At 45.2% G+C, this 12186-nt stretch carries 11 protein-coding genes; 7 read left to right on the plus strand and 4 right to left on the minus strand.

The window, feature by feature from the left end:
• Nucleotides 1-178 (minus strand): IS200/IS605 family transposase (gene tnpA, locus A3IK_RS18170; RefSeq protein ID WP_040848503.1); only part of this gene is annotated, 178 nt, incomplete at its 3' end.
• Nucleotides 179-648: 470 nt separating this feature from the next.
• Between tnpA and A3IK_RS0101215 the strand changes: the two genes are divergently transcribed.
• The 5 genes from A3IK_RS0101215 (at nucleotide 649) to A3IK_RS0101240 (ending at nucleotide 5683) form a co-directional block, all read left to right on the plus strand.
• The gene (locus tag A3IK_RS0101215) at nucleotides 649-1779 is read left to right on the plus strand and encodes a branched-chain amino acid ABC transporter substrate-binding protein (protein WP_020558133.1); all 1131 of its coding nucleotides are present in this window, start codon (nucleotides 649-651) and stop codon (nucleotides 1777-1779) included.
• A 94-nt stretch (nucleotides 1780-1873) separates the two neighbouring features.
• The gene (locus tag A3IK_RS0101225) at nucleotides 1874-2791 is read left to right on the plus strand and encodes an ABC transporter permease subunit (RefSeq protein WP_020558134.1); all 918 of its coding nucleotides are present in this window, start codon (nucleotides 1874-1876) and stop codon (nucleotides 2789-2791) included.
• Nucleotides 2791-4077, plus strand: coding sequence for a high-affinity branched-chain amino acid ABC transporter permease LivM (gene livM, locus A3IK_RS0101230; protein WP_020558135.1), 1287 nt, complete (start codon nucleotides 2791-2793; stop codon nucleotides 4075-4077). The genes A3IK_RS0101225 and livM overlap by 1 nt, the downstream gene beginning before the upstream one ends.
• The gene (locus A3IK_RS0101235) at nucleotides 4074-4970 is read left to right on the plus strand and encodes an ABC transporter ATP-binding protein (protein WP_020558136.1); all 897 of its coding nucleotides are present in this window, start codon (nucleotides 4074-4076) and stop codon (nucleotides 4968-4970) included. Before livM ends, A3IK_RS0101235 begins: the two co-directional genes overlap by 4 nt.
• Nucleotides 4967-5683: an ABC transporter ATP-binding protein gene (locus A3IK_RS0101240; protein ID WP_020558137.1), complete on the plus strand. Its 717-nt coding sequence runs from the start codon at nucleotides 4967-4969 to the stop codon at nucleotides 5681-5683. Before A3IK_RS0101235 ends, A3IK_RS0101240 begins: the two co-directional genes overlap by 4 nt.
• A gap of 79 nt (nucleotides 5684-5762) precedes the next feature.
• Here A3IK_RS0101240 and A3IK_RS0101245 read toward each other — a convergent pair whose 3' ends face one another.
• From A3IK_RS0101245 to A3IK_RS0101255, 3 genes are read right to left on the minus strand one after another with little or no spacing between them, the layout of a single operon-like run.
• Nucleotides 5763-6701 carry a dimethyl sulfoxide reductase anchor subunit family protein gene (locus A3IK_RS0101245; protein ID WP_020558138.1) on the minus strand — a complete coding sequence of 313 codons (939 nt, stop codon included), beginning with the start codon at nucleotides 6699-6701 and terminating at the stop codon, nucleotides 5763-5765.
• An 11-nt stretch (nucleotides 6702-6712) separates the two neighbouring features.
• Nucleotides 6713-7408 (minus strand): 4Fe-4S dicluster domain-containing protein, encoded by a 696-nt coding sequence (locus A3IK_RS0101250; protein WP_020558139.1) that lies wholly within the window; start codon nucleotides 7406-7408, stop codon nucleotides 6713-6715.
• Nucleotides 7405-10341, minus strand: a complete 2937-nt coding sequence (locus tag A3IK_RS0101255; RefSeq protein ID WP_020558140.1) for a molybdopterin-dependent oxidoreductase — start codon at nucleotides 10339-10341, stop codon at nucleotides 7405-7407. Before A3IK_RS0101255 ends, A3IK_RS0101250 begins: the two co-directional genes overlap by 4 nt.
• A gap of 299 nt (nucleotides 10342-10640) precedes the next feature.
• On the opposite strand from A3IK_RS0101255, the gene A3IK_RS0101260 reads away from it, so the two are divergent.
• Both A3IK_RS0101260 and A3IK_RS18175 read left to right on the plus strand, forming a co-directional pair.
• The gene (locus A3IK_RS0101260; RefSeq protein WP_020558141.1) at nucleotides 10641-11597 is read left to right on the plus strand and encodes an outer membrane beta-barrel protein; all 957 of its coding nucleotides are present in this window, start codon (nucleotides 10641-10643) and stop codon (nucleotides 11595-11597) included.
• Nucleotides 11598-11758: 161 nt separating this feature from the next.
• Nucleotides 11759-12166, plus strand: a complete 408-nt coding sequence (locus A3IK_RS18175) for a VanZ family protein (RefSeq protein WP_020558142.1) — start codon at nucleotides 11759-11761, stop codon at nucleotides 12164-12166.
• Nucleotides 12167-12186 lie beyond the last annotated feature (20 nt).

Below are 12186 nucleotides of genomic sequence, written 5' to 3' on the forward strand. Positions count from 1 at the left end.
GATCCTTACTCACCACCCCTTTCACAATCTCTATCTCAAAGGCTTGGCAGGTTTGACGGATCAGCTCCCGTACCCGCAAGCCCACATCGCCCTTTAGAATCGGATAACGATATTTCGTCACAAATACAAAGTGGTACTCGATTCGGTATACTGTATGACTGCCATACCGATACTCCATTTCTCCAGTCCTCTGCTTGACTTCTATTGGGTGAGTATCGCAGATAAATCTGACCGTCTAAAGACGGTGGTTTTAACCTTAGAAGACGGACTAATAAAAGATATTGATAGAGTACAAGAGCAATTGACTCAGACTAAAACCAGTATTATGAGGGTTCTAACACAGCTTAGCACCAAGCCGGAGGGTATGGACTGCGCCACTAATACTTGGCGGATATTGGCCCAACTCGAACAACATGAATAACACGCAGACCACCTTCCTCATCTTAGCACCACAAAGCTCTACTATTACGCTCAAAGTTATCCAAGTTTATCGCACTAGCCGATAGTAAATTCATCACAACATAGAGTTTTATAATTAAACCCCTGAATAATTGGGATTGCCATGCATAGCCATAATCTGCTTATATTAGGCATGGCTATCCGCCTACTATGCGTAACGTGAATCAAACAACTCTAGGAGACCGTCTCATGATCGTGGGTAAATTAAAAAAAATCGTTCCACTGACGATATTAGTTGCAGGGTTACTTTCGGGTGCGGCTGTCTTTGCGGCAGATGCAATTAAAATTGGTGTGGCAGGTCCGCATACGGGTGCAAATGCGGCTTTTGGTGAGCAATTTTGGAAAGGTGCTGAGGCTGCGGCTAAAGATATTAATGATGCTGGCGGTATTAATGGCTCCATGATCGAATTGGTAAAAGCTGATGATGCTTGTGAGCCAAAGCAAGCAGTAGCTGTAGCCAATCGCCTAGTCGATAATGATAAAGTGGTCGCCGTAGTGGGTCACTTCTGCTCCTCCTCTACTATTCCAGCTAGTGAGATTTATGCCGAGGCGAATATTCTGGAAATTACTCCAGCCTCTACCAATCCTAAAGTCACTGATCGTGATTTAAAAAATGTCATGCGGATGTGTGGTCGTGATGATCAACAAGGTACGGTAGCCGGTGACTATATTATTGATAAATTAAAAGCCACTAAGGTTGCTATCATTCACGATAAAGATACTTATGGTCAGGGCTTAGCGGATGCAACTAAAGCTCGCCTCAATGAAAAAGATATCAAAGAAGTCTTATATGAGGGGTTAACCCGTGGTGAAAAAGACTTCAATGCCTTAGTCACCAAAATCAAAGCAGCCGATGCTGAGGTGGTCTATTTCGGTGGTCTACATACCGAAGCGGGCGCTTTAATTCGCCAATTACGTGAGCAAGGTTCTAAAGCGGTCTTTATCTCTGGTGATGGTATCGTCTCTGAGCAATTAGTAACGGCTGCGGGTGGACCACAATTTGTCGAAGGAGTACGTCATACCTTCGGTCGTGATCCATTAACGATTCCTGACAGTAAAGAAGTGGCTGAAAAAATCCAAGCTAACGGTTACAAACCTGAAGGCTATACCCTTTATGCCTACGCGACTACCCAAGCCATTGCTGAAGCACTCAAAAATGCTAAAACTACTGACGGTGACAAACTCGCCGATTGGTTAAAAGCCAATGGTGCTAACACCGTATTAGGCAAAAAAGAGTGGGATGAAAAAGGCGATATTAAAGTCTCTGACTACACCATGTATGTCTGGGATAAAGATGGTAAGTACAAAATGGAAGAGTAAGCGCCCGCTTACTTAAGTCTCAGATTCTGCCATACCTACTGTGGCAGAATCCCAACCCCCTTCTTTCTCACCTAACCACAGCAAGGCGGTTACCATGGAATTTCATATTTTAGGTCAGCAACTCGTAAATGGTTTAGCACTTGGCTCCATTTATGGTCTTATCGCAGTAGGCTACACAATGGTGTATGGGATTATAGGCATGATCAACTTCGCCCATGGCGATGTCTATATGATCTCGGCTTATATCACGGCTATCTGTATCGCGATTTTATCCTTCTTTGGCATTAGCTCTGCTGCCTTTCTCATCATTATTACTCTGATTGTTACGATCGTGATTGTCTCCTTATACGGTTGGAGCATTGAGCGTATTGCTTATAAACCCTTACGTAATTCTCCACGACTAGCCCCTCTCATTTCAGCTATCGGTGTGTCGCTAGTGTTGCAGAATTATGTACAAGTCAGCCAAGGCGCTAAAACACAGGCGGTTCCCACCATTCTCCCCGGCGTGTTTCGTTTTGGTACTGAAACCGACTTTTTCCAAATCACCTATATTCAAGTCCTGCTGGTTGTCGTGTCGTTTGCTAGCATGGCTTTACTCACCTATATCATTCAAAAGACCTCCTTAGGTCGCCAATGCCGTGCGGTACAACAAGACCCTAAGATGGCTGCCATATTAGGCATTAATACAGATCGGATTATTTCCACCGTGTTTATTTTAGGGGCGGCTATGGCTGCTATTGCAGGTGTATTAGTCACGCTGAATTATGGCTCGTTTGATTTTTCAGTCGGCTTTATTACCGGCGTTAAAGCCTTCACAGCAGCGGTTTTAGGTGGAATCGGCTCATTACCCGGAGCGATGTTAGGCGGTATTATTTTGGGGATGTCCGAGTCCTTATTCTCTGGCTTTGTTAATACGGACTATAAGGATGTATTCGCTTTTTCACTCTTGGTGCTGGTATTGATTTTCCGTCCTAGTGGTTTATTGGGCAAGCCCTTAGTGGAGAAAGTGTAATGTTTAGTAAACCTAATGACCCGCCCATGCTCACTGCCTTCAAGGATTCTTCTTTAGTAGGCATGATTGCTCTACTTATTTTCAGTCCTATCTCCGGTATTATCCTTAACGGTTATGGTTTTAATACTCACCCGCAAACACCGATAATGTTAGCTTTCATTGTCTTTATCGGGCGCTTTGCCTATCAGCTCGCTGCCTTGACACCGTGGGGGCAGCGACTGATTCAAAAATTTATGTTGAGCAAAGGTAAACGGGGTGTATACGTTGCTAGCCCCGGTGACCAAAGGTATTTATGGATCATTCTCGCTATTCTATTTATTGCCGGGCTGGTATTACCCTTTTATCTCAGCAAGTATTATCTCACCGTGGCTATTCTCGCCTTGATTTATGTATTACTCGGTTTAGGTCTTAATATTGTAGTGGGACTCGCTGGGTTACTGGATTTGGGATTTGTGGCCTTTTACGCGGTAGGAGCCTATACCTTTGCCTTAGGGTCACAATATTGGGGTTTAGGGTTTTGGAGTGCGATTCCTTTAGCGGCTGCCTTTGCGGCTCTCTTAGGGGGTATATTAGGTTTTCCAGTCTTACGTATGCATGGTGATTATCTGGCTATTGTTACCCTAGGCTTTGGGGAAATTATTCGCTTAGTGCTGAATAACTGGATGTCTTTCACGGGCGGCCCTAATGGGGCTAAAGCTGCTGAACCCTCACTGTTTGGCCTAGAATTCACCCGTACTGCAAAAACAGATGGGCATATACCTTTTCATGAGTTTTTTGGGACAACCTATAGCCCTAATACCAAATTTATCTTTATCTATTTGGTCGTGTTTCTAGTCGCCTGCCTCATGATTTTTTTCTTTAGCCGTTTACGCACTATGCCTATGGGACGAGCTTGGGAAGCTTTACGTGAAGATGAAATTGCCTGTCGCTCTTTAGGTATGAATCATGTCACGATCAAGCTCAGTGCCTTTATGATGGGCGCTATGACGGGAGGTATTGGCGGGGTGTTTTTCGCGGCACAACAAGGCGGCTTTGTGAACCCTACTTCATTTACCTTCTTTGAATCTGCCTTAATCCTTGCCATTGTGGTATTAGGGGGCATGGGTTCTGTCGTCGGGGTTGTGGTTGCGGCATTAGTACTTACTATCCTACCTGAAATGTTACGCGACTTTGCAGATTATCGTGTATTAATATTCGGCATACTCATGGTATTCATGATGCTATGGAAACCGCGTGGTTTCTTACCCATTCGCCGTCCTTACTTCACTAAGGAGGGGCAAGCATGAGTGATGTAGCAAGCCCCACTCCACCCTCTCCGCTCTTAAGTGTACAAGGCCTAACCATGCGTTTTGGCGGTATCTTGGCCTTGAATAATGTCAATTTTGAGGTACAAAAAAACTCCATTACCGCTCTGATTGGGCCTAATGGCGCGGGTAAAACCACCGTTTTTAACTGTGTCACTGGCTTTTATAAAGCGACTGAGGGACAGGTCATTCTCAATGACAATGGTAAAACGACCAACCTACGCAAAGTACTCGGTGAAAAGTTTCAGTGGAGCGATTATGTCAATCCACCAGCCTTTTTGGAGCGCCTCTATTATAAAACTTTTGGCGGCTCCCATCGGGTCAATCAAGCCGGTGTCGCTCGTACTTTCCAAAATATCCGTTTGTTTCGTGAAATGACGGTGATGGAAAATCTGCTGGTCGCTCAGCATAATCACTTAGATCGCAATCTGATTCGCGGTATGTTGAATACTAAACATTATCGCGCCTCGGAAAAACGCGCTCTAGAGACTGCTTATTATTGGTTGGAGGTAGTAAATCTTACCGAAGATGCGAATCGTCTTGCAGGGGATTTGCCTTATGGGAATCAGCGCCGTTTAGAAATTGCCCGCGCCATGTGTACTGAACCTAAATTAGTATGCTTGGATGAACCGGCGGCGGGCTTGAATCCGCGTGAAACGGTAGAGCTGAGTACGCTCATTCGCCATCTGCGTGATAAGCATAATGTCACGGTGCTACTGATAGAGCATGATATGGGACTAGTCATGGGTATTTCAGAGCACATTGTGGTATTAGATTATGGGCAGGTGATTGCCGCAGGCACTCCCGCAGAAATCGAGGTCAATCCTAAAGTCTTAGCGGCCTATTTAGGTACAGAAGAAGGAGACGCATCATGAGTGACTATATGTTAGAAATTCATCAAATTGATGCATCTTATGGCCCGATTCAAGCCCTGCGTAATGTGAGTATGAATGTTTCAGAAGGTGAAATTGTGACCCTAATTGGGGCTAATGGAGCCGGTAAATCAACCCTACTCATGACTATTTTTGGCTCCCCTCGCGCATCCAAAGGTTATATTAAATATCAAGGTCGGGATATTACTAATATCGCCATGCATGAAGTCGGACGCTTAGGTATTGCTCAAGTCCCAGAAGGACGACGGATTTTCCCTGCTATGACTGTAGAAGAAAATCTCATTATGGGTACGCTTCCAATTGGCGATGAGCATATGGAAGAAGATCGAGAAAAAATGTTTGTTATGTTTCCACGCCTAAAGGAGCGGCGCAATCAACGTGCCGGGACTTTATCCGGCGGGGAACAGCAAATGTTAGCGATTGGTCGCGCTTTAATGAGTCGCCCTAAATTGCTGCTATTAGATGAGCCGAGTCTGGGCTTAGCCCCCTTGATTGTGAAGCAAATTCTAAACTCACTGCGCGATATAGCTGCTCAAGGAACCACTATCTTCCTCGTCGAGCAAAATGCTAATCACGCTCTGCGCCTTGCAGATCGGGGTTATGTATTGGTCAATGGTGAAATTCGCTTATCGGGTACGGGTGAGGAGTTACTCGTTAATCCTGAAGTGCGTGCGGCGTATTTAGGCGGGCATTAACTAAAAAAGCCGCTAGAGTTTATGCTCCAGCGGCTTTGCTTAGCTATGTTTAACGTGAAACATTCGTATTCTATTCTGCTTAAGTATGCTGTGCGCCATGATAGAGATTAACCACATGGCGAGCCTCAGCGAAAAATAGCCAGCGCTCTGCTGTAATCCCTGCAAACATCGCGAACACTCCCACTAAAGCAACCCAACCGCTCGACCACGCTAAGATCATAAATGCTAGTAATGCTATAGGCAGGACAAAGCCTAAAGCAAACACGACTATGCGTAATTGAGTGAGTAGACTATGTTGCGCTTGATAACTAAATTCTCGTGTCAGGAAAGTACCGGCTGTGTGTCCCGTATCCAATAGGCGCACTTTGCCCTGTGTGAAACCCGTGGCGGTATTAATCGTTGGCCCTATTACGGTTCTGATCCAAAAGTAATAAATCGCCTTAGTCATCGCCCCCAAAGCTAGTAATGCTATAGCAATACCTGCCATCGTTTTACTATCTTTTCCCGCAAACGCCAATATCAACACGAGCAAGACACTACCTGTTGCAAGGGCTAATACTATGTAATTCGTTGGTGTTAAAGCGGTGTTCCATTGTCTAATGGTTTTCAAGCAGCCATAAATCATACCTGTACTAAACACGGTTGCTAACGCTATGACAACTGCACTTAAGCCCACAAATGCCACTAGTCCATTGGCTTGGGCATCATTCACATAGACCCCGATGAGATACAGTAAGGCCAGTGGATAAAACACCAGCGCAAACACGCCTTCACGTGATAACCATGAGGTTTTAAAACGGAAAAAGGCTCGCCATGCCTGTTTAGGATTCGCTAAATGCAAAGTCGAAGACAATAAGCCACCAGAAATCAATACCAGAGCGAGAAGCCCGGCACTTAAGGCCACAGGTACATCAATATCCGCAAACCCATAAACCTCTGCCAAGACTAATAAAATAAATAAACCATATCCCGCTCCAGAGGCTACGGTAAATCCAATAACAGAAAACGCTGGATGCATAAGGTAACCTCTTAACGCTCAACCATTTTATTGACCCACTCTTTGACCGAGCTGATCAATGACTTTTTGCTCACATCTTCCGTCGGTATGAGGCGTGTGACTCGTGGGGGTAAATAGCGATTGGTAGGGCTATAGCCCAGCTCAGGCATGAGTTGATAGCCGCCCCGCTCCCGCACTAGCTGGCTCACATTAGAATCAGGGTCATCAAAATCACCAAAATGACGGGCATGTGCGGGACAAGTGATCACACAAGAGGGTTGACGATCGACCTCCTCTAAGCGCTCGTCATAAATCCGATCAAGGCATAAGGTACATTTTTTCATCGTACCTGTAGAGCGATCTAATTCACGCGCACCATAGGGACAAGCCCATGAGCAGTAGTTACAACCCATACACTTATCCTGGTCAATCAAGACAATGCCATCCTCTACGCGCTTATAGCTTGCACCTGTGGGGCATACATCCACACAATCAGCTTGCTCGCAGTGCATACAGGACATTGGGAAATTAATCGTTTTATTCTGCGGATAATCACCTACCTCATAGCTCCGCACACGGTTAAACCATACTCCACTCGGATCTTCACCATAGGGGTTATAATCCGTCAGTGCGCCGCTCATACCGGAGGTATTCCATTGCTTGCAGGATACCGCACACGCATGACAGCCCACACACACATCTAAATCAACGACTAAACCTAGTTTCATACCGTTTTACTCCCAGATGTTCCTCGATTGCCATCATGGACACTACCGCGCTCTAATACATCCTCCATTGAGCGCACTACATTCACCGCCGCATGGGTTTGATAACGTAGTAAATCGGGAGACTCTTGAGCATGGGGTAAGGGTTTAATAGTAGAGAACAGAGGCCAAGTACCAGTCTCAGCAGCGGGATAGATTTTGACTTTAAGGTCATACCAAGCGGCCTGTCCGGTAATCGGGTCTGAATTGGTTACACCATCTAGTGCATCATTTTGCTGCGGTAATAGCTCAGAAATCAGGTGATTCATCAAGAAACCTTTGGTGTTTTCATTAGCCCCTGCTTTCAAGCCCCAGGCACCGGCCTGTTTAGCAATCGCATTCCACGTCCATACCGTATCGGCTTGGCAACCCTCGATTAGCTTTAACTGCACCCGAATCTTGCCATGATGGGACTCCACCCATACCCACGATAAATCAGCTAGACCTAGGCTCTCACCACGTTGGCGATTCATATATAAGTAATTTTGAGCACAGATCTGGCGTAACCACGCATTTTGCGAATCCCACGAATGATACATAAACATTGGGCGTTGATTCACCGCATAGAAAGGGTATTCATCCTCATCAATACGGCATTGCTCTAGCGGCTTATAGTAGAACGGTAAGGGATTAAAATACTGGCTCAGACGTTCTTTATGATGAGCTTCAGTGGGCATTGGCCCTGCATATAAGCCTTGCCCTGCGAGCTTAAAGCGTTGTTGGGTTTCTGAATAGAGTTCTATCACAATTTGCTTAGTGGAACCTACCCACCCAGCACTTTTGGCAAGTTCTAAGTAGTCCTTATTGGCATGGCGGTAGTAGCGGGTATTTTCTGGTAAGTGATAGGCAAAAAAAGCACCTTCTTCAGCATAGCGCTCCCATTGTTTAGGATTAGGCTTGCCCCGCAAAGGTACTTCATTACCCTCCTCATCTAAGCGCCATCCTGCCAAAAAGCCAATGCCCGGCTCTCGTTCCCAGTTAATAATAAAGTCTTGATAGTCTTTATATTTACGCGAACCATCTGGATTCGTCAGAGCGGGAAAACCTAAACGCAGTCCTAATTCGACTTGCACCTCTTGCCACGGCATTACCTCCCGCTCAGGTTTAATAATCGGCTGCCTAATGGCATCACACGCCGCATGTGGCTCGGAAATAGGGCGATCCAGCATAGAGATAGTATCCCAACGCTCTAGATAGGTGGTATCGGGAATAATCAAATCGGCAAAGTTAACCATTTCAGAATGATAGGCATCCGATACCACAATAAAGGGGATTTTATACTCACCATTATCATGCTTTTCGACTAGCATCTGCTGAGTCTCGGCGGTATTCATGCTGGAATTCCACGCCATATTCGCCATGAAAATCATCAGCGTATCAATATAATAGGGATCACCCTTTACCGCATTACTAATCACCATGTGCATCAGGCCATGATTAGACAGGGGCGCATCCCATGAATAGGCTTTGTCAATGCGCTTGGGTTTACCGTTTTCGTCTAAAACTAAATCCTCTGGACTGGTTGGAAAACCTAAGGGCGGCGTTCTAAGTGGGGTATTAGGCGCACAATCTTTGGCAGGTTTAACCGCAGGCGGAATATGTTTAGGGTAAGGAGGCTTAGCTAAATGTCCGCCCGGAACATCCACAGTGCCTAACATAATTTGTAAAAAGTGAATCGCACGGCAGGTCTGAAAACCATTGGAATGTGCTGAAATCCCACGCATTGCATGCATCGATACCGGACGACCGATAAATTTATAATGCTTACGCCCTGCCCAATCGATCCAACCTTCGGGTACATCGACCTCAATACTTTCTTTAAACGCAATATGCGCCATTTCCAATGCTAAACGCTCAATTTGCTCAGCCGGTACACCACAAATCTCCGATGCTTTAGCCGGCGAGTATTGTTCATCTAAATACGCCTCAGCAATCAGCACCATGACGGATTTAACGGGCTGACCTTGCACTTCACCTTCAAAAAATAAAGCAGGTGAGATATTCGGCTGCGTGCCATCAAGCGCCATCCCTTTCACCTGATCCCATACCAAAGGATTACCCGCCTCATCACGCAGGAGTAAGCCATGCCCTATTTGCCCCGGAGTATGAACGACTAAATAGGCAGCATTGGTATAGCGAATTAAAAACTCCCAATCAAACTGATCGTTTTTGAGCAGCACATGCAACATAGACAGGGCTAGCATGGCATCTGTTCCAGGACGAATCCCCACCCACTCATCCGCAATCGCTTGATAGCCCGTGCGTGCCGGATTAATCGCTACAAATTTGCCACCATTACGTTTGAGTTTTTCTAGGCCGATTTTAATCGGATTAGAGGCATGATCATCCGCCACACCCCAGAGCATAAAATATTTAGTGTTATCCCAATCAGGATCACCAAACTCCCAAAAAGCATATCCCGTCGTGTAAAGCCCCGCTGCTGCCATATTCACCGAGCAAAAGCCGCCGTGTGCCGCCCAGTTTAAAGTGCCAAATTGCGAGGCCCAAAAGCCGGTCAGGGCTTGCATCTGATCGCGTCCGGTAAAATAAGCCAGTTTTAAGGGATCTGTACTACGAATATGACGTAAGCGAGCCTCTAAAATATCCAAAGCCCGATCCATTGAAATGACCTCAAACTCACCTGCACCCCGCTCAGTACCCGCTTTACGTAAGAGGGGAGCATGGAGTTTAGCAGGGGAATTTTGCTTCATAATGCCGGCATTACCCTTAGCACAGAGCACGCCTTTATTAATCGGGTGATCCCGATTGCCCTGAATATAGCGGATATTATTATTTTCAACCGTTACCTTAATGCCGCAGCGACAAGCACACATATAACAAGTGGTTGCCTTGACCTCTTGTTGGCTACGCTTTTCAAACTCCGGTAATGCCTTCATATGTACCTCGGAATATACTAATACAGTAATATACTGAACCGCTTAATACTGCGACATAATCTAACTTAAAACAATAAGATAGTTTATTTGCTACTATAAGTATTTCTAATATAAAGAATGCTAATGGCTAAAAAATCACTATCTTATTGATTTATCTGATAAGGGGTAGAGTTTTAATGATAGGTAACAAGGCTTAAACCCCGTTTCAAGTCTATAGTTAATACTGCTTGGGCATCGAGGTCTTGCTGCATTCTCTGCCAGCGGATGGACGCTTACTGAAGACAACTAAAGGACATCTTATGAAACATTACCTACCCTATCTCCCAGCAGGTTTAGTGCTATTAGCTAGTACTAATGCAATGGCGGGTCAATATGACAATTTGTTTAGCACAGGTGTTGAACGTATTACCACCTCTGATAACAAAACCACCCATGACAGTGTTTCAGCACAATACAAACGAGTAAATCGTGCCACGGGTACTAGTTATGGTTTACGAGTGGAAAAACACCGCTTTAAAAATCCACAATATCGCCATACCGGTCGCAGTGTTTATCTTCAAGGCGCGACTCATCTCTCACCTAATATCCAGCTTAGTGCCGGGGCAGGCTCAATGGAAATTAAGCGTGTAGGGAATCAATATGCCAAGAAAACCTTTACACCTTACCATGTCGGTCTACAGGCTCAAATGGGGTCACGAGTCCAAGTGGGTGTACGTCAAGAACGCAGTCCTGCTTATATGCGTCATGCCTTAAATGACAAAAAAGGCAATATTTTGACTGAAGATATGACTACAGCCGAAATTAGAACCAAACCTACTCAGCGCACACGCTTTAATGCCCAACATCAAAACATTCGCCTCAGTGATGGTAATCGTGGACGTCGCACTATGGTAGGTGCGTACTACGGCATAACCCCAAATGTATGGTTAGGTGTTGAAGGATCACGCAAACGTTATGATCGTTCAGATTTAGGCTATAAAGCGCCTAAAAATGAGCGTAACTATGCAGTTACCCTCGATGCTGATGTACCTTTAGGTCAAAATGCCAAACTATATGGCTCAGTAAAAGCGGGACGCAGCAAAGAAGCAGGCTACTCTGGTAAAGCCAAGACACTCTATGCTTCTTTAGGTGCTGAATTCGCGGTAGGACGTAATACCACCTTATCTGCCAATGTCTATCAAGACGAAACACGCTATCAAGGCCGTCGTGATCGTGAACGCGGTGCGATGTTAAACCTCACCTATCGTTGGGGCTAATCAGCAACTTATCGAGTCTGTGCAGTACTTGAGTGTTCAAGTACTGCATTGTGTTCTTGTTTAACCCTGCTTTCATGAGTTTTTGCACCAATAATTCATAATCACATGCTATAAAATCGATTCACGCTTAGTATTAAGTTAACTACTGGAATCCAATACTCATGTATGAATTATTAAAATCAATCCACCTTAGTGTTCAAACTAATCCACGTTATCTTTATAGCTTCAGGGCTTTCTGTATCGGCCTGTTAGTGTTTGGAGTATTTTTTGCTTTAAGCCGCACCCCATTGCCAATTGAAGGGATTGAGATGGGCGATAAGATAGTACATGCAGGTGCCTTTTTCGTCTTTGCGGCCTTGTTTCATTTGGCTTGGTCACGCTCTTTTTGGCTTTATGTATTTTTGCCTTTATTCATCTATGGTGGCTCGATTGAATTGCTACAAGGCATGACCACTTGGCGTTCTATGTCGTGGGGTGATGTAGTCGCCGATGCTGTTGGCATTTTGCTCTATTATGCGGTTTATAAAACTATTAGCGCTCGTCAAACTAAAGTCTTAGCTAATACTTAGCTCCTCTACTGCTAAAAGAC

The sequence above is a fragment of the Thiofilum flexile DSM 14609 genome (genome assembly GCF_000380185.1).
Lineage (GTDB): Bacteria > Pseudomonadota > Gammaproteobacteria > Thiotrichales > Thiotrichaceae > Thiofilum > Thiofilum flexile.

What these genes read in the sequence shown, in the direction of transcription:
- A3IK_RS0101255 (WP_020558140.1), bottom strand. Translation starts at nt 10,341, where the DNA reads ATGAAGGCATTACCGGAGTTTGAAAAGCGTAGCCAACAAGAGGTCAAG.
- A3IK_RS0101250 (WP_020558139.1), bottom strand. Translation starts at nt 7,408, where the DNA reads ATGAAACTAGGTTTAGTCGTTGATTTAGATGTGTGTGTGGGCTGTCAT.
- A3IK_RS0101260 (WP_020558141.1), top strand. Translation starts at nt 10,641, where the DNA reads ATGAAACATTACCTACCCTATCTCCCAGCAGGTTTAGTGCTATTAGCT.
- A3IK_RS18175 (WP_020558142.1), top strand. Translation starts at nt 11,759, where the DNA reads ATGTATGAATTATTAAAATCAATCCACCTTAGTGTTCAAACTAATCCA.
- A3IK_RS0101235 (WP_020558136.1), top strand. Translation starts at nt 4,074, where the DNA reads ATGAGTGATGTAGCAAGCCCCACTCCACCCTCTCCGCTCTTAAGTGTA.
- A3IK_RS0101240 (WP_020558137.1), top strand. Translation starts at nt 4,967, where the DNA reads ATGAGTGACTATATGTTAGAAATTCATCAAATTGATGCATCTTATGGC.
- A3IK_RS0101215 (WP_020558133.1), top strand. Translation starts at nt 649, where the DNA reads ATGATCGTGGGTAAATTAAAAAAAATCGTTCCACTGACGATATTAGTT.
- livM (WP_020558135.1), top strand. Translation starts at nt 2,791, where the DNA reads ATGTTTAGTAAACCTAATGACCCGCCCATGCTCACTGCCTTCAAGGAT.
- A3IK_RS0101245 (WP_020558138.1), bottom strand. Translation starts at nt 6,701, where the DNA reads ATGCATCCAGCGTTTTCTGTTATTGGATTTACCGTAGCCTCTGGAGCG.
- A3IK_RS0101225 (WP_020558134.1), top strand. Translation starts at nt 1,874, where the DNA reads ATGGAATTTCATATTTTAGGTCAGCAACTCGTAAATGGTTTAGCACTT.